Source organism: Streptomyces sp. NPDC058796 (assembly GCF_042745235.1).
Classification (GTDB): Bacteria; Actinomycetota; Actinomycetes; order Streptomycetales; family Streptomycetaceae; genus Streptomyces.
Map to the genome: position 1 here is coordinate 20,556 of NZ_JBHYOP010000020.1, position 16,738 is coordinate 37,293.

Consider the following 16,738-nt stretch of genomic DNA (forward strand, 5'->3'; position numbering starts at 1 on the left):
TCACTGGCTGCGGTATACCGGATGTACCCAGGTTGCAGGTGGTGCGACGATGGACGTTATGGGGGACATGGCAAATCTGTTCGGGACAGGGCGTTTTGCGCAGCCGTCCGATCAGGAGGAGGCCACGGACGAGGCTCAGGAAGCCGCCGACGAGGCCGCCGAGGAAGTACGCCGACGGCTGGCCGCCGAAGCCGGTGACGTCGAGGCGATGAGCGTCCTCGGCGCGATGCTGCTGCGCCGCGGCGACTTCGACGGAGCCGAGTCCCACCTTCGTGCCGCCACCGCCGCCGGTGACCGGGCCGCCGCCAACAACCTGGGTGTCCTGCTGCACCAGCGCGGATACGCCGACGAGGCCGCGGGATGGTGGCGGATCGCCGCCGTCGCCGGTTCCGCCGCGGCCGCCCACGCGCTGGGGCGCCACTTCCGTGAACGCGGGGACGAGCCCGCCGCCGAGTACTGGCTGTGCCAGTCCGCCGAGCAGGGGCACGTCCTCGGCGCCTACGCACTCGCCGACCTGCTGGAACACCGTGGCGACGAGGCCGGTGCCGAGCGGTGGATGCGGGCCGCGGCCGAGCGCGGGCACCGGGAGGCCGCGTACCGGCTGGCCCGGTCGCTGGACCGGTGCGCCGGGCGGGGGCGCGACGCAGGTGACACGGACACCGCCGACGAGGCCGAGCAGTGGTACCGCCAGGCCGCCGCACGTGGTCACCGGCGGGCCGCACTGCACCTCGGGACGATTCTGGAGAAGCGGGGCGAGCTCAAGGAGGCCGGCCGCTGGTACCTGACGTCCGCCAAGGACGGAGAGGCCCGCGCCGCGTGCGCCCTCGGCTTCCTGCTGCGGGACGCCGGCGACACCGAGAGTGCCGCCGTGTGGTGGCTGCGAGCCGCGCAGGACGGAGACGGCAACGCCGCCAACGCCCTGGGCGCGCTGCACGCGGAACGCGGCGAGACCCAGACCGCCGAGCGCTGGTACCGCGCCGCGATGGACGCCGGGGACGACAACGGGGCGTACAACCTGGGGCTGCTCTGCGCCGACCAGGGCCGCACCACACAGGCCGAGCAGTGGTACCGGCGGGCCGCGTACGCCGGGCACCGGGAGGCGTCCAACGCGCTCGCCATCCTGCTGCTGCGCGCCGGGGACGAGGCGGGCGCCGAGCCTTGGTTCTCCAAGGCCGCCGAGGCGGGCAGCGTCGACGCCGCCTTCAACCTCGGCATCCTGCACGCCGGCCGGGGCGAGGAGCGGGCGGCGCTGCGCTGGTACGAGCGGGCTGCCTCCGCCGGGCACACGGAGGCGGCCCTCCAGGTGGGAATGGCGCGCCTGCGCGACGGTGACGAGCGCGAGGCCGAACGGTTCCTGCGGTGCGCGGCGGGCGGCGGCAGCGCCGAGGCCGCGTACCGGCTGGCGACGGTTCTCGACGCGCGCCGGCCGCCCGCGCCCGAGCACGAGCTCGGCGAGCCGGCGCAGGAGAAGTCCGAGTGCGAGGAGTGGTACGAGCGGGCGGCCTCCCAGGGGCACCGGCGGGCCCAGGTGCGGGTCGGGATGATGGCCGCGGCGCGGGGCGACGTGGTGGAGGCGGCGCGGTGGTACCGGGAGGCGGCCGAGGCCGGGTCGCGCAACGGCGCGTTCAACCTGGGGCTGCTGCTCGCCCGTGAGGGGAGTGAACCGGAGGCCGTCGTGTGGTGGCGGCGGGCCGCCGACGCCGGGCACGGGAGGGCGGCGCTGCGGCTGGCGCTGGTGTGTGCGCGGCGGGGGGAGCTGGCGGAGGGGCAGCGGTGGGCCGACCGGGCGGTGTCGCTGGGACCGCGGGAAGTGGGGGAGCGGGCGGCTCGGCTGCGGGACGCGTTGCGGCAGGAGCTGTCGGCGTGACGCTGCGCTGGCGGGGTTTGTAGGTGCCGGTGCCGGTGGGGGTGGGCAGGGGCGATTTGCTTCCGGTCGTGGGGTTGACGTAATGTTGCATTCATCGCCGCGGGGTGGAGCAGCTCGGTAGCTCGCTGGGCTCATAACCCAGAGGTCGCAGGTTCAAATCCTGTCCCCGCTACTGATGATCGAGGGCCGGAATCCGAAAGGGTTCCGGCCCTCGGTGCGTTCGGCGGCCAGCTGGGCGCTGACGTCACGAGAAAGCCCCGGCACCCATCGGTGCCGGGGCTTCGTGCGAGTGTGGTGTGCCCTACGCCGCCGCGCAGTTCGGGCAGGTGCCGCGGTACGTCACCTCGACGTCCGAGACGGTGAAGCCGAAGCGCTCCGAGTCCGGGAGGTCGGAGAGCGGATCGCCGGTCGGGTGCACGTCGCGGATCGCGCCGCACTGGGCGCAGACCAGGTGGTGGTGCGGCCGGTGCGCGTTCGGGTCGTACCGCTTGGCGCGCTTGTCCGTCGCTACTTCCAGCACCTCACCGAGCGTGACCAGCTCGCCCAGAGTGTTGTAGACGGTCGCCCGGGAGATCTCCGGGAGCTTGTCCACGGCGCGGGCGTGCACCTCGTCGGCCGTCAGGTGGACGTGTTCGCCGTCGAGGACCTCGGCCACGACGCGCCGCTGCGCGGTCATGCGCCAGCCGCGTCCACGCAGCCGTTCCAGTAGGTCACTCATGCGCACCAGCCTAACAGCAAGGGGGGCCAGGCCCCGAACGTGTGTGACTTTGGAGTCTTACTTGACTTAGACAATGTCCATTGTAGGATCGGTAACGGCATTAGCCAAGGGACAGGTTTTGCAGGATTGGCGCAGGAGGCGTACGTGACTCAGGGACCGCTCACTACGGAGGCCGGTGCTCCGGTAGCCGACAACCAGAACAGCGAGACCGCGGGCGTCGGCGGCCCCGTGCTCGTCCAGGACCAGCTCCTCCTCGAGAAGCTGGCCCACTTCAACCGTGAGCGCATCCCGGAGCGTGTCGTGCACGCCCGCGGCGCCGGCGCCTACGGCACCTTCACGGTCACTGCCGATGTCACCAAGTACACCCGGGCGAAGTTCCTGTCCGAGGTCGGCAAGGAGACGGAGACCTTCCTCCGCTTCTCGACCGTGGCCGGCAACCTGGGTGCGGCGGACGCGGTCCGCGACCCGCGTGGTTTCGCGCTGAAGTTCTACACCGAAGAGGGCAACTACGACCTCGTCGGCAACAACACCCCGGTGTTCTTCATCAAGGACGCCATCAAGTTCCCCGACTTCATCCACACCCAGAAGCGCGACCCGTACACGGGCTCGACGGAGATGGACAACGTCTGGGACTTCTGGAGCCTGTCGCCCGAGTCGACGCACCAGGTGACCTGGCTCTTCGGCGACCGCGGCATTCCGGCGTCGTACCGCCACATGGACGGCTTCGGTTCGCACACCTACCAGTGGAACAACGAGGCGGGCGAGGCCTTCTGGGTCAAGTACCACTTCAAGACGGACCAGGGCATCAAGTGCCTCACCCAGGCCGAGGCCGACAAGCTCGCCGGTGAGGACCCCGACTCCCACCAGCGCGACCTGCGCGAGGCCATCGAGCGCGGCGAGTACCCGTCCTGGACCGTCGGCGTGCAGATCATGCCTGTCGCCGAGGCCGCGACGTACCGCTTCAACCCGTTCGACCTGACCAAGGTGTGGCCGCACGCGGACTACCCGATCGTCTGGTTCGGCAAGCTGGAGCTCAACCGCAACCCGGAGAACATCTTCGCCGAGGTCGAGCAGTCGATCTTCTCCCCGGCCCACTTCGTGCCCGGCATCGGTCCGTCCCCGGACAAGATGCTCCAGGGCCGGCTCTTCGCGTACGGCGACGCGCACCGCTACCGCGTCGGCATCAACGCCGACCACCTGCCGGTGAACCGTCCGCACGCCACCGAGGCGCGCACCAACTCCCGTGACGGCTACCTGTACGACGGCCGCCACAAGGGCGCGAAGAACTACGAGCCGAACAGCTTCGGCGGCCCGTTCCAGACGGACAAGGCCCTGTGGCAGCCGGTCGCGGTCTCCGGTGTCACCGGTGAGACCGAGGCCCCGTCGCACGCCGAGGACAACGACTTCGTCCAGGCGGGCAACCTCTACCGGCTGATGACGGACGAGGAGAAGGAGCGGCTGATCAACAACCTGGCCGGCGCTCTCTCCGGCGTCTCGCGCGACGACATCATCGAGCGCGCGGTCAACAACTTCCGTCAGGCCGACGGCGACTTCGGCAAGCGGCTGGAGGCCGCGGTCCAGGCCCTGCGCGGCTGACACATCCAGCACTGGACCGCTTGTCGTGGCGGCGGGCCGGAACTCCCGGGAACGGGGTTCCGGCCCGCTTCGCGTTCCAAGTGCCGCGTGCGGGGTCAGGCCGGGACGCGTCGCGTCCGCTCCCGGGCCGGGGCCCAGCAGCGGATGATGTCGCGGACCGAGACGATGCCGGTGGGCTCGCCGCGCTCCAGGACGATCAGGTGGCGGAAGCCGCCGTGCGCCATCGCCCGGGCGGCCTCCTCCACGGTCCAGGACGGTGCGGCGAACACGACGTCGGTGGTGGTGTGGGCGTGGGCGCGCTCGGTGTCGGGGTCCTGGCCGAGGCCCAGGGAGATCAGGACGTCGCGTTCGGTGAGGATGCCGATGCCGCCGGCGTCGGGGTCGTGGACGACCGCCGCGCCGACGTGGCGGGCGGACATCAGGGCGGCGGCCTGGCGGAGGGTGTGGGCTGGGCCGATGGTGAGGACGACCGTGCTCATGGCTTCGCGGACGAGCATGGGTGGAGCCACCTCCTGCCGGTGATCCATGAGTTAGTTCATGGATTCACAAGTTCACAAGTGGGGGGACTCTCAGAGTGGCAGGCAAAGGGCGGGTCAACAAGAGGGCGGTCAGTACCGCTGGTTGAGGTAGCCGAGCAGTTCGTCGTGGAGCCGGCCGTTCGACGCGGCCGCGTTGCCGCTGTGCGGACCGGGGCGGCCGTCGAGACCGGTGAAGGTGCCGCCGGCCTCCGTGACGATGATCGCGTTCGCGGCCATGTCCCAGAGGGAGAGCTCGGGTTCGGCGCAGATGTCGACCGAGCCCTCGGCCACCATCATGTACGGCCAGAAGTCGCCGTACGCGCGGGTGCGCCAGACCTCGCGGGTCAGGTCCAGGAAGCCGTCGAGCCGGCCCTGCTCCTCCCAGCCGCTGAGCGAGGAGTAGGCGAAGGAGGCGTCGGCGAGGGCGGAGACCTGGGACACCTGGAGCCGTGAGGCCGAGGTCAGGCTGCGGCCGGTGAACGCGCCGTGGTCCTTCACCGCCCACCAGCGGCGGCCGAGGGCGGGGGCGGAGACGAGGCCGACGACGGGCTGGTAACCGCCCTCGCCCGCCTCCGTGAGGGCGATGAGAGTGGCCCAGACGGGGACGCCGCGGACGTAGTTCTTGGTGCCGTCGATCGGGTCGATGATCCAGCGGCGGGGGCCGGTGCCCTCGGTGCCGTACTCCTCGCCGAGGACGGCGTCGCGTGGGCGGGCTCGGGCGAGGTGACCGCGGATCAGTTCCTCGGCGGCCTTGTCCGCTTCACTCACCGGAGTCATGTCCGGCTTGGTCTCGACCTTGAGGTCGAGGGCCTTGAAGCGGTCCATCGTCGCGGCGTCGGCGGCGTCCGCGAGGACGTGGGCGAGGCGGAGGTCGTCGAGGTAGTCGGGCATGCGGGTCACGCTATCTGGCGGGGGAGGGATGGGGCCACAAGGGGTTTGGCGGGGCGTGGCGGGGTGCGCGGCGCGGGGGTGGGTGCGTGGCCCGGCGCGGCGGCCGCGCGGCGCGACCGCCGCGGCTGTGACGGGGCGTGCGAAGGGCCTTGACAGTGGGCGCATACCCGTCAAATCTGGGCGACAAGCCGCTCGGCCCGAGGAGGCGATGGTGCCCGCAGCCCGGGAGTCCCTGCTCGACGCCGCCTACCTGGCCCTGGAGCGTCGGCCCTGGTCCGCCGTGCGGATGGTGGACGTGGCGGCGGCGGCCGGGGTGTCCCGGCAGACGCTCTACAACGAGTTCGGGAGCAAGGAGGGCCTCGCCCGGGCGCTCGTCCGCAGGGAGGCGGACGGGTACCTGGCCGGCGTGGAGCGCGCGCTCGCCGGTGGTGGCCCCGGCGCCCGTCGTGACCGGCTCACCGCGACCGCCGAGTGGACCGTCTCCGTCGCCCGCGACAACGCCCTGGTCCGGGCGATGCTCACCGGATGCTGGAGCGAGCGCCTGCCCGCGCCGCCCCTGACGGCGGTGCCGTCGTCGTCCGTCGTGCCGGCCCAGCGCCGGGCCGACGGCCCGCTGCCCTCGCCCCGCGACTTCGTCGCGCTGGTCCGCGATCGTGCCGTCGCCGCCCTGGACGGCGACCCGTCACCGGACACCGGGGACCTGGCCCGCTCCTGCGAACTGGCCGTACGCCTGGCCCTGTCCTGCGTCGCGGCCCCGCCCGGCGAGGGTGGCGTGGCGGAACTCGTACGCACCGTCCTGCCGCGCCAGTTGGCGTCCTGACGCCGGCGCCGGGTGGTCAGTGTGCCGAGCCCGACAGCTGGAGCCCGATCACGCCGATGATGACCAGGCTGATCGAGACGATCTTCAGGGTGGAGACCAGGTCGCCGAGGAAGACCATGCCGTAGATGGCGGTGCCTGCCGCGCCGATGCCGGTCCACACCGCGTACGCGGGACCGACGTCGAGCTTCTTCAGCGACATCGTCAGCAGACCGAAGCTGCCCAGCGCGAACACGCAGAAGGCGATGGTGGGCCAGAGGCGGGTGAAGCCGTGCGACAGCTTCAGGCAGACGGCGAAGCCGGTTTCGAGCACCCCGGCCACTATGACCAGCAGCCACGCCATGTCATGTCCTCCCGTAGTCCCGTCGTACCGTGACCGCTGCGTCCGGTTTTTGCTCAGGCTTGGATCCGGCTTGGTGCGATTATGCCCTTACCGGTCCCAACGCACGGCAAACAACGCGAAGGTCAGCACGGCGAACAACGCGAACGTCAGTCGCCTTCCTTCCGCTCCCGGGTGGAGAGCAGCCGGCGCAGCGAGTACAGCCGCGCCGGGTCGGCGTGCCCCTCGGCGACCCACGCGTCCAGCGCGCAGTCGGGCTCGTCGTGACTGCACGCGCGCGGGCAGCCCTCGGTGCCGGGCACCAGGTCGGGGAAGGCGTTGATCACTCGGGACGGATCGATGTGCGCGAGCCCGAACGACCGTACGCCCGGGGTGTCCACGACCCAGCCGCCCGCCTCGGAGGACAGGGGGAGGGCGAGGGCCGAGGTCGTCGTGTGCCGGCCTCGGCCCGTCACCGCGTTGACGTGGCCCGTCACGCGACGGCGGTCCTCGGGCACCAGCGTGTTCACCAGGGTCGTCTTGCCGACGCCGGAGTGGCCGACGAAGGCCGTGATCTTGCCGTCCAGGTGTTCGCGTACGAGGCCGGCCGCCGCGCCGTTCTCCAGCTCCTCGCGGCTGGTGACGACGTACGGGATGTCCAACGCTCCGTACAGTTCCAGGAGTTCGTCGGGCGGGGCGAGGTCCGACTTGGTCATCACCAGCAGCGGGGTGAGGCCGCCGTCGAACGCCGCGACCAGGCAGCGGTCGATGAGGCGGGGGCGCGGCTCCGGGTCGGCGAGGGCCGTGACGATGGCGAGCTGGTCGGCGTTGGCGACGACGACGCGCTCGTACGGGTCGTCGTCGTCCGCCGTGCGGCGCAGGACGGAGGTGCGTTCCTCGATGCGGACGATGCGCGCGAGGGTGTCCTTCTTGCCGGTGAGGTCGCCGACCAGCGCCACCCGGTCGCCGACGATCGCTGCCTTGCGGCCCAGTTCGCGGGCCTTCATCGCCATGACCACCCGGTCCTCGACGAGGCAGGTCAGCCGGCCGCGGTCCACGGTGAGGACCAGGCCCTCGGCGGCGTCCTCGTGCTTGGGGCGGATGTGGGTGCGCGGACGGTTGCCCTTGCGGTTGGGGCGGGAGCGGATGTCGTCCTCGTCGGTGTGCTTGCCGTAGCGGCGCATGGCGATCCGTCCCTACGCCCCGAGCATCCCGGTCCACAGGTCGGGGAATTCGGGCAGCGTCTTGGCCGTCGTCGCCACGTTCTCGATCTCCACGCCCTCGACCGCGAGGCCGATGATCGCGCCCGCGGTGGCCATGCGGTGGTCCTCGTACGTGTGGAAGACGCCGCCGTGCAGGCGGCGCGGGCGGATGTGCAGGCCGTCGGCGGTCTCGGTGACGTCGCCGCCCAGCTCGTTGATCTCCTTGGTGAGCGCGGCCAGGCGGTCCGTCTCGTGCAGGCGCAGGTGCGCCACCCCGCGCAGGGTGGAGGGCGAGTCCGCGAGGGCGGCGACGGCCGCGATGCCCGGGGTCAGCTCGCCGACCTCGCCGAGGTCCACGTCGATGCCGTGCACGGCGCCCGAACCGGTGAAGACGAGACCGTAGTCCGTCAGTTCGCAGGAGCCGCCCATCTCGGTGAAGATCTCGCGGAGCCGGTCGCCGGGCTGGGTGGTGCGGGACGGCCAGTCGGGGATCACGACCCGGCCGCCGGTCACCAGCGCCGCCGCCAGGAACGGCTGGGCGTTGGACAGGTCCGGCTCGACGGTCAGGTCCCGGCCGAGCAGCGCGCCCGGCGTGACCCGCCAGACGTTCGGCTCGCCGCCGGACTCCGGGGTGTCGACCTGGGCGCCGACCGCGCGCAGCATGTCGACGGTCATCCGGATGTGCGGCATGGACGGCAGGGCCGAGCCGGTGTGGCGGACCTCGACGCCCTGGTTGAAGCGCGGGCCGGACAGCAGCAGGGCGCTGACGAACTGCGAGGACGACGAGGCGTCGATCTCGACCGGGCCGCCCTCCAGGGCACCGCCGCCGTGCACGGTCATGGGGAGCGCGCCGCGCGCGTCGTCGTCGATCCGGGCGCCCAGGGCGCGCAGCGCGTCGATCACGCCGTGCAGGGGACGCTCGTACGAACGCGGGTCGCCGTCGAAGCGGATGGCTCCGTCCGCCAGGGTGGCGACCGGCGGCAGGAAGCGCATGACCGTGCCGGCGTTGCCGACGTCGACCGTGGCCGGGCCGCGCAGGCCCGCCGGGATGACCCGCCAGAACTCGCCGGTGCCGTCCGGGCCGACGCCCTCCTCGATCTCGACGCCCATCGCGCGCAGCGCCTCGGCCATCAGCACGGTGTCGCGGGAGCGCAGCGGGCGGCGCAGCCAGCCGGGCTCGGAGGCGAGGGCGGCCAGCACCAGGGCGCGGTTGGTGACCGATTTGGACCCCGGCACGTGGACGGTCGCGTCGACGGCTCCGCTCGCGTGCGGGGCGGGCCAGAGGGCGGTGTGCGCGGGGTTCACGGTCATGGGCCCCACTTTAATGGCTGAACGCGGCCGGAGATCTTGATCAAAAGCGTCGAAACCGGACCGAAATCGCGACAGTGCACTTGCCGTGCATATATGCGCCGGCTACTGGGTCCGCAGGGGGTGCCGCCGCGTCACACCTCCAGCAGCCAGCGCCCCCCGCCGATCAGCGAGCACAGCGACACCGCGTGGAACAGGAAGAACCACACCCCCGCCGGCGCGTGCGTCAGCCGGGACAACTGGTCCGCGTCCGAGTCGCCGGCCCCGCCCCGCGCCCGCTTGGCCTGCAGCTCGAAGGCCGGCCGCACCCCGCCCAGCAGCAGGAACCACACCACCGCGTAGGCGAACGCCGCCTGCACCTGCGGACCCGCCAGCCACGACACCAGGACGAACGTGCCCCCGGACAGCACCACCGTCAGCACCCCGTACGCGTTGCGGACCATCACCAGCAGCGCGACGAGCAGCGCCGTCGCCAGCCACAGCAGCAGCGTGATGCGTCCCGCGGCCAGCAGCGCGGCCCCGCCGAGACCCAGCAGCGGGGGAGCGGTGTAGCCGGCCACCGCGGTGAGGATCATCCCGAGCCCGTGCGGCTTGCCGCGGCTGACGGTGAGGCCGCTGGTGTCGGAGTGCAGCGTGATGCCGGTCAGCGTGCGCCCGGTCAGCAGCGCCACCAGCCCGTGACCGCCCTCGTGGGCGATGGTGATGGCGTTGCGCGCTATCCGCCACACCCCGTGCGGCACGACGAGGGCGAGCGCGGCGACGAGGGTGGCGATCACCACCCACAGGTCGGGGTCGGGCTGGGTGCCGGAGACCTCGTCCCAGAGGGAGGCGAGCGAGGCCGTTGCGAGGTGGTCCATGTTCGGTGGGGCTCCTCGTAGAACGGTTCAGCGGGTGCGGCGCGAAGCGCCTCGTTGAGGGGTGGTGGCCGGGAGACGGGCGGGCCTGGCAGTGTGGCACGTATGTGCGGACGGTATGCGGCGAGTCGTCGACCCGAGGATCTCGCGGGAATCTTTGAAATCGAGAAGTGGGAGCCCGAGGAGACCTTGGAGCCCGACTACAACGTGGCCCCCACCAAGGAGGTCTACGCCGTCCTGGACCGTCCCCTGAAAGACGTCGAGGACCCGAAGCCGGTTCGTCAGCTGCGGAAGCTGAAGTGGGGGCTCGTCCCCTCCTGGGCCAAGACGCCCGAGGGCGGGGCGCGGATGATCAACGCCCGCGCGGAGACCGTCCACGAGAAGCCCTCCTACCGCCGCGCCTTCGCCGCCCGGCGCTGCATCCTGCCCGCCGACGGCTACTACGAGTGGGTCACCGGCAAGCAGGAGCGCGACCTGGAGGTGGAGGGCCGCAAGAAGCGCCCGCGCAAGCAGCCCTACTTCGTGACCCCGGCCGACGGCACGGTCTTCGCGATGGCCGGTCTGTACGAGTTCTGGCGGGACAGGACCCTGCCCGACGACCACCCCCAGGCCTGGTGGGTGACCTGCTCGGTGATCACCACGGAGGCGGAGACCACGCCGCTCGCCGTCGCCCCCGCCGACGGCCCGCACGCCCTCGCCGACATCCACCCCCGGATGCCGCTGATGCTCACGCCGGACCGCTGGGACGACTGGCTCGACCCGGCGCGCACCGACCCCGACGAGCTGTCCTCCCTCCTCACACCCCCGCCCGCCGGCCTCATGCGGGCGTTCCCCGTCTCGACGGCCGTGAGCAACGTCCGCAACAACGGGCCGGAGCTGCTGGAGGAGCTGGAGGGCCCCGAAGAGGGCACACTCTTCTGACATGACCAGCGAGAACGTCGAGACCGACGCCGGCCCCGCCCGCATCACCTGGCACCGGGCGCCGAAGCCCCGCCTCGTCCTCGCCGCGGGGCACGGCGCCGGCGGCGGCATCGAGGCTCGGGACCTGCGGGCGCTGGCGGCCGCGCTGCCCGCGCACGGCGTGACCGTCGCCCTCGTCGAGCAGCCCTGGCGGGTGGCGGGGAAGAAGCTGGCGCCCGCGCCGAAGACCCTGGACACCGGCTGGCGCGGAATCTGGCCCGCGCTCCGGGCGGCCGGCCTGCCGGTGATCGCCGGCGGACGCAGCGCCGGCGCCCGCGTCGCCTGCCGTACCGCCGCCGAACTGGGCGCCCACGCCGTACTCGCCCTCAGCTTCCCGCTGCATCCGCCGGGCAAGCCCGAGAAGTCCCGTGCGGAGGAACTGCTCGGCTCGGGCGTCCCCACCCTCGTCGTGCAGGGCGGCAACGACCCGTTCGGCAGGCCGGAGGAGTTCCCCGAGGCCTCCGCGGACGCCGGGGAGACGTACGACCTGATCGAGATCCCGTACGGCGACCACGGCTTCGCCGTGCCCAAGCGGGCGGAGATCACGCAGGAGCGGGCCCTGGAACTGATCACCGAGGGCGTCGCGGAGTGGGTCGGCTCACTCGGGTGAACGCCCGGGAATGACGCGTGGGCGCCCGATGTTGTGGCGGACATACGTTGCTGAGAGTCAGCACCGACGCCGTAGGAGAGGAAGTCCGCCGCATGGGTTCAGCCTTCTGCCCCAGTCGTGGCCGCGCCGACTTGGACTGGACGGTGCTGCACGCGGCGAAGACCGCCCCTATTCGGGCGGCGGGCGGACCGGATCGGCAAGCGCCCCCGACCGCAGGTCGTCTATCCTCCGATTCGAGTGGGACCGGTCTCGGTTTCACGACAACACTGGAGGAGGTGGGTCCGGTCACTGGGACCGACGCAGGGACCGAACACGGCCAGGCGGAGCAGCCCGAGGGCCGGGGAACGGGCGCGGAGTCGACCGCGGAGCGCAGCGCGCGCTTCGAGCGGGACGCGCTCGAGTTCCTCGACCAGATGTACTCGGCCGCGCTGCGCATGACGCGTAATCCGGCCGACGCCGAGGACCTGGTGCAGGAGACCTACGCCAAGGCGTACGCGTCCTTCCACCAGTTCCGCGAGGGCACCAACCTCAAGGCGTGGCTGTACCGCATCCTCACCAACACCTTCATCAACTCGTACCGCAAGAAGCAGCGCGAACCCCAGCGCAGCGCGGCTGAGGAGATCGAGGACTGGCAGCTCGCGCGCGCCGAGTCGCACATGTCGACGGGTCTGCGCTCCGCGGAGTCGCAGGCGCTCGACCACCTGCCCGACTCGGACGTCAAGGAAGCCCTCCAGGCCATCCCCGAGGAGTTCCGTATCGCCGTCTACCTGGCGGACGTCGAGGGGTTTGCCTACAAGGAGATCGCCGACATCATGGGGACACCCATCGGTACGGTGATGTCCCGGCTGCACCGTGGACGCCGTCAGCTGCGCGGCATGCTGGAGGACTACGCCCGCGACCGCGGCCTGGTCCCGGCCGGCGCCGGCAAGTCGAACGAAGCGAAAGGCTCGGGGTCATGAGCTGCGGAGAGCCGCACGAGACGGATTGCAGCGAAATCCTCGATCATCTCTACGAGTTCCTCGACAAGGAGATGCCGGACTCGGACTGCGTGAAGTTCGAGCACCACTTCGAGGAGTGCTCGCCCTGCCTGGAGAAGTACGGGCTGGAGCAGGCCGTGAAGAAGCTGGTCAAGCGGTGCTGCGGACAGGACGACGTGCCGGGTGACCTGCGTTCCAAGGTCATGGGCCGGATCGACCTGATCCGCTCCGGGCAGTCCGTGCCCGAGCACGACGTGACGGCCGCGCCGTCGGCTCCGCAGGAGTCCTGAGGCGTCACCCGTACGTGCTAATCCGCGGGTTGTCTGCCCGCGCCCTCCCGCCACCGCCCTAGGCTCCGGAGCCTGACTGGCATGGCCGGGGGAGGGGCTCATGGACGCGGTACCGGCGGGGGCGCGCGCGTACGTCGCCGCTGCCGTCCTCGCCGCGCTGGTCAGCCTGCGCCCGTTGCCTGAGACACACACGCCGTGGTGGGCCGTGCTCCTGCTCGCCGGGCTGTACGCGGGCTCGGAGCTGGTCGCCAGGTCCCGTTTCGTCGGGACCTGCTACCCCGTGCTGCTCGCCGGGGCGTTCCTGCTGCCGCCGCCGGCCGCCGCGCTGGTGGCGCTGCCCGGGGCACTGCTGTCCCCGGTGGCGCAGCGGCCCTTCGTGCTCCGGCGGATCTGGCGGGCCGCGCAACTGACGCTCGCCGTGTGGGCCGCCGCCCGGGTGCACTGGGAGTGCGGCGGCCGGGACGCGGTCGTCGCCCCCGACTTCCCCTACGCGCTCGTCCCGGCCGGGGCCGCGGTACTGGCGTTCTGCCTGGTGCTGACCGTGCTGGACGGCGGCATCCTGCTCCTTGCCGACCGGGTGCCCGCACGGCGGGCCTGGCGGGGGCTGTTCTCCCGTTCGCTCGGGCCGATCGCCGTCCACGGGCTCGCCGGGCTGATGATGGCCGTGCTGTGGCGCAGCCCCTACGGCCCCGTCGCCGCGCTGCTCGTGCTGCTGCCGATGTGCGTGGCGTGGTGGGCGTTCGCCCAGTACCACCGGGAACGGGCCGCGCACCAGGCGACCATCCGCGCCCTCGTGCAGGCCGTCGACATCAAGGACGGCTACACGCGCGGGCACAGCGAGCGCGTCGGCCAGGCCTCGATGATGATCGCCCGAGAGCTGGGCATGGACGACGACCGCGTCGAGACGCTCCGCTTCGCCGGGATCCTGCACGACGTGGGCAAGCTCGGCGTGCCCACCCGCCTGCTGCGCAAGGACGGGCCGCTGACGCCCGAAGAGCGCCGCGTGATCGAACTGCACCCCGAGTACGGGCACGAGATGGTGCGCGGCATCCGCTTCCTGGGGGAGGCCAGGGCCGCCGTCCTCCACCACCACGAACGCCTGGACGGCAGCGGCTACCCCTACGGACTGGCCGGCGACCGCATCCCCGAGTCGGCCCGGGTGGTGGCCGTCGCCGACGCCTTCGACGCGATGACGTCCACGCGTTCCTACAGCAGGGCCCGGCCCGTCACGGTGGCCGTGGCGGAGCTCCAGCGGTGCGCCGGGGCACAGTTCGACCCGCGGATGGTCGGGGCCCTGGTCCGGGCCCTGGACCGGCACGGCTGGCGTCCGGCGGTGACGTCCGACGGCGGGCCGCCGCTCCGCGCCGGGGTGCCCGCGGGCCGGACCGGTGAGGCACGGGACGGCGTGGGCAAGGGGGCGTCGTGAGGCCGGACCGACGGCGGTGCCCGGCGCCGCTCCTGCTGATACCCGCCGGCGCCGGGCTCCTCGCGCTCGGCTGCCTCACCTCCGTGCTGTGGTCGGGGCTCGCGCAGCGGCCCGTCGCCCTCGCCTTCGCCGCCCTGGTCGCTCTCGGCGAACTCACCCGGCGCACCGCTCCCGACACCCGGGAGGCCGCGCCCCTGGCGGCCGCCGGTGCGCTGGCGTACGCGCTGCTCGGGCAGGTCGCCGGGACGCCCGCCGACCACGGCGTCGCCCAGACCGTCACGGTCGTGCTCGCCGCCTCGCTGCTCGGCAGCGTGCCGCACATCGCGCGCGGCGGCGGTCCCGTGCTCGACCACCTCGCGCGGCGCGTGCTCACCGTCGCCTTCGCCGCCGTGTGCTTCCAGCCGCTGTCCACCCAGGGCGTCTCCCGCGACTGGGACGGCCCCGCCCAGGCGCTGCTGCTGATCGCGCTGCTCGTCCTGACCGCGCTGTGCGACGCCCTGCTCGCCGCGGCACCCGCGCACGCCCGCACCGGCTGGCCCTTCGGCCCGCTGCTGCGCGAGGAGCTGCGCGGCATGCTCGGCATCACTTCCGCGGTGTGCGCCACGGGCGCGGTGATGGCGCTGGCGGTGGCCGTCGCGGGACTGTGGGCGCTGCCCGTCCTCAGCGTGCCGCTGCTGCTCACCCAGCTGTCCTACCGGCGCTACACGGCCGTCCGCGCCACCTACCGGCAGACCATCGCCTCACTGGCCCGGGCCACCGAGATCGCCGGGTACACCCCGGCGGGGCACGCCCGCCGCGTCGCCGAGCTCAGCAGCGCCGTGGGGCGGGAACTGGGGCTGTCCGGCACCGGGCTGACCGTCCTCGAGTACGCGGCCCTCATGCACGACATCGGCCAGCTGAGCCTGGTCGACCCGGTCCCGGCGGGAGCCACCGCCGCCCTGCCCGTGACCGAGCAGCGGCGGATCGCGCTGCTCGGCGGGGCCGTCGTCCGCCAGACCGGCGTCGACGCGGCGGTCGCGGTGGTGGTGGAGCGGCAGGCCGACCCGTGCCGGGAGCAGCCGGTCGCCGCGCGCATCGTGCGGGCCGTCAACGCCTACGAGGAGAAGGCGCGGGGCGCGGGGCCCGGCGGCGGCCTCGCGGCGCTGGAGGAGCTGCGGCTGGCTCCCGCGGACGATTACGCTCCCGACGTCGTGGAAGCACTGGCACGAGTGCTGTCACGAGGCTGCCTTAGCATGCCCGCGGCTGGGTAACCCATGGGTAATGAGCGACCTCGTGGCCGTACGTGGTTGGATGCGAAGGAGAAGGTGTCCGGGGGCGCGGAAAGGCACAGCCAGCCCACTGAACGGAACTGGCAGGCGGGAATCGTGAGGATCTTCGGCAAGGGACGGCACCGGCCCTCCGCCTCCTGGCGGCAGGCCACCGACCGCGCGTTCACGCTGATCGGCGACGGTCGCTACGAGGACGCGGGCGCTCTGCTGACGCGCGCCGCCGACCTGGAACCGTGGCTGTCGGAGTCGTGGTTCAACCTCGCGCTGCTGCACAAGTTCCGGCACGACTGGGAGCAGGCCAGAGCGGCCGGCCTGCGGGCCGTGGCGCTGCTCGACCGGGACACCGGTGCGCCCGACTGGTGGAACGTGGGCATCGCCGCGACCGCCCTCCAGGACTGGCCGCTGGCCCGCCGCGCCTGGCAGGCCTACGGGCTGCGCACCCCCGGGACCGCGACCGATGCCGGGGAGCCGCTCGGCATGGACCTCGGCAGCGCGGCCGTACGGCTGTCCCCGGAAGGGGAGGCCGAGGTCGTGTGGGGGCGGCGGCTGGACCCCGCCCGCATCGAGGTGCTGTCCATCCCGCTGCCGTCCTCCGGCCGCCGCTGGGGCGAGGTCGTCCTGCACGACGGAGTACCGCACGGGGAACGGACCACCACCGCCGGGCACTCCTTCCCCGTCTTCGACGAGATCGAGCTGTGGGCGCCCTCGCCGGTGCCCACCTGGGTGGTCCTCCTGGAGGCCGCCACCGAGTCCGACCGGGACGCCCTGGAGCAGCTCGCCGCCGACGCCGGCTTCGCCGCCGAGGACTGGTCGTCGTCCGTGCGGCTGCTGTGCCGGATGTGCTCGGAGTCCCGGATGCCCTCCGACGAGGGCGACGGCGAGCACCTCGACCCGCACGACCACAGTGAGCCCGGTCATCCGGGGCCGCTCGGCCACCGCACCGACGGGCAGCTGTGGGTGCCGGAGCGGGAGTGCGGGGTGGCCGCGCCGGCGGGGCTGGTGAAGGGGTTGCTGGACGGGTGGGTGGCCGACAGTCCGGATTCGCGTGACTGGCGGGACCTGGAAGAGGTCTGCTGAGCGGCCCCGTAGTCTTTACCAGGAGACTCCAGCAGCAGTC

At 72.5% G+C, this 16,738-nt stretch carries 17 protein-coding genes and 1 tRNA gene; 11 read left to right on the plus strand and 7 right to left on the minus strand.

What is annotated here, in order from left to right; all coding sequences use genetic code 11:
• Window positions 1–58 precede the first annotated feature (58 nt).
• Window positions 59–1,867 carry a tetratricopeptide repeat protein gene (locus ACFW47_RS33350; RefSeq protein ID WP_386308095.1) on the plus strand — a complete coding sequence of 603 codons (1,809 nt, stop codon included), beginning with the start codon at window positions 59–61 and terminating at the stop codon, window positions 1,865–1,867.
• A 98-nt stretch (window positions 1,868–1,965) separates the two neighbouring features.
• Window positions 1,966–2,039: transfer RNA gene (locus ACFW47_RS33355), tRNA-Met, on the plus strand.
• A gap of 129 nt (window positions 2,040–2,168) precedes the next feature.
• Here the strand turns inward: ACFW47_RS33355 and ACFW47_RS33360 are convergent.
• Window positions 2,169–2,585 carry a Fur family transcriptional regulator gene (locus ACFW47_RS33360; RefSeq protein ID WP_386286707.1) on the minus strand — a complete coding sequence of 139 codons (417 nt, stop codon included), beginning with the start codon at window positions 2,583–2,585 and terminating at the stop codon, window positions 2,169–2,171.
• A gap of 144 nt (window positions 2,586–2,729) precedes the next feature.
• Between ACFW47_RS33360 and ACFW47_RS33365 the strand changes: the two genes are divergently transcribed.
• A complete protein-coding gene (locus tag ACFW47_RS33365) occupies window positions 2,730–4,181 on the plus strand; it encodes a catalase (protein WP_386286709.1) in 1,452 nt (483 codons plus the stop codon).
• A gap of 95 nt (window positions 4,182–4,276) precedes the next feature.
• On the opposite strand, the gene ACFW47_RS33370 is transcribed toward ACFW47_RS33365, so the two are convergent.
• Window positions 4,277–4,678, minus strand: coding sequence for a cyclic nucleotide-binding/CBS domain-containing protein (locus ACFW47_RS33370; RefSeq protein ID WP_386286711.1), 402 nt, complete (start codon window positions 4,676–4,678; stop codon window positions 4,277–4,279).
• 111 nt (window positions 4,679–4,789) lie between these two features.
• Entirely contained in the window at window positions 4,790–5,590 is an 801-nt protein-coding gene (gene hisN / locus ACFW47_RS33375) for a histidinol-phosphatase (protein WP_386286712.1), read from the minus strand.
• A 208-nt stretch (window positions 5,591–5,798) separates the two neighbouring features.
• Here hisN and ACFW47_RS33380 point away from each other — a divergent pair, with 208 nt between their 5' ends.
• Window positions 5,799–6,410: a TetR/AcrR family transcriptional regulator gene (locus tag ACFW47_RS33380; RefSeq protein ID WP_386286714.1), complete on the plus strand. Its 612-nt coding sequence runs from the start codon at window positions 5,799–5,801 to the stop codon at window positions 6,408–6,410.
• A 16-nt stretch (window positions 6,411–6,426) separates the two neighbouring features.
• On the opposite strand, the gene ACFW47_RS33385 is transcribed toward ACFW47_RS33380, so the two are convergent.
• The 4 genes from ACFW47_RS33385 to ACFW47_RS33400 all read right to left on the minus strand — a co-directional run bounded on the left by ACFW47_RS33385 (window position 6,427) and on the right by ACFW47_RS33400 (window position 10,093).
• Window positions 6,427–6,750, minus strand: coding sequence for a multidrug efflux SMR transporter (locus ACFW47_RS33385; protein WP_019326978.1), 324 nt, complete (start codon window positions 6,748–6,750; stop codon window positions 6,427–6,429).
• A 146-nt stretch (window positions 6,751–6,896) separates the two neighbouring features.
• Complete coding sequence (rsgA, locus tag ACFW47_RS33390; RefSeq protein WP_386286716.1) at window positions 6,897–7,910, minus strand: ribosome small subunit-dependent GTPase A; 1,014 nt, start codon at window positions 7,908–7,910, stop codon at window positions 6,897–6,899.
• A gap of 12 nt (window positions 7,911–7,922) precedes the next feature.
• Entirely contained in the window at window positions 7,923–9,239 is a 1,317-nt protein-coding gene (gene aroA, locus ACFW47_RS33395) for a 3-phosphoshikimate 1-carboxyvinyltransferase (protein WP_386286718.1), read from the minus strand.
• A 131-nt stretch (window positions 9,240–9,370) separates the two neighbouring features.
• Entirely contained in the window at window positions 9,371–10,093 is a 723-nt protein-coding gene (locus ACFW47_RS33400; RefSeq protein ID WP_386308096.1) for a M50 family metallopeptidase, read from the minus strand.
• A 102-nt stretch (window positions 10,094–10,195) separates the two neighbouring features.
• Here ACFW47_RS33400 and ACFW47_RS33405 point away from each other — a divergent pair, with 102 nt between their 5' ends.
• The 7 genes from ACFW47_RS33405 (at window position 10,196) to ACFW47_RS33435 (ending at window position 16,698) form a co-directional block, all read left to right on the plus strand.
• A complete protein-coding gene (locus ACFW47_RS33405; RefSeq protein ID WP_386286722.1) occupies window positions 10,196–11,011 on the plus strand; it encodes an SOS response-associated peptidase in 816 nt (271 codons plus the stop codon).
• Between the two features lies 1 nt (window position 11,012).
• Entirely contained in the window at window positions 11,013–11,660 is a 648-nt protein-coding gene (locus ACFW47_RS33410) for an alpha/beta family hydrolase (RefSeq protein WP_386308097.1), read from the plus strand.
• A 275-nt stretch (window positions 11,661–11,935) separates the two neighbouring features.
• Window positions 11,936–12,619: an RNA polymerase sigma factor SigR gene (sigR, locus tag ACFW47_RS33415; protein WP_019326972.1), complete on the plus strand. Its 684-nt coding sequence runs from the start codon at window positions 11,936–11,938 to the stop codon at window positions 12,617–12,619.
• Window positions 12,616–12,927, plus strand: a complete 312-nt coding sequence (rsrA, locus tag ACFW47_RS33420; protein WP_386286724.1) for a mycothiol system anti-sigma-R factor — start codon at window positions 12,616–12,618, stop codon at window positions 12,925–12,927. Before sigR ends, rsrA begins: the two co-directional genes overlap by 4 nt.
• A gap of 100 nt (window positions 12,928–13,027) precedes the next feature.
• Window positions 13,028–14,353, plus strand: a complete 1,326-nt coding sequence (locus ACFW47_RS33425; protein WP_386286726.1) for an HD-GYP domain-containing protein — start codon at window positions 13,028–13,030, stop codon at window positions 14,351–14,353.
• Window positions 14,350–15,603, plus strand: a complete 1,254-nt coding sequence (locus tag ACFW47_RS33430; protein WP_386286728.1) for a metal-dependent phosphohydrolase — start codon at window positions 14,350–14,352, stop codon at window positions 15,601–15,603. The genes ACFW47_RS33425 and ACFW47_RS33430 overlap by 4 nt, the downstream gene beginning before the upstream one ends.
• A gap of 114 nt (window positions 15,604–15,717) precedes the next feature.
• Window positions 15,718–16,698, plus strand: a complete 981-nt coding sequence (locus ACFW47_RS33435; protein ID WP_386308098.1) for a tetratricopeptide repeat protein — start codon at window positions 15,718–15,720, stop codon at window positions 16,696–16,698.
• Window positions 16,699–16,738: the final 40 nt, after the last annotated feature.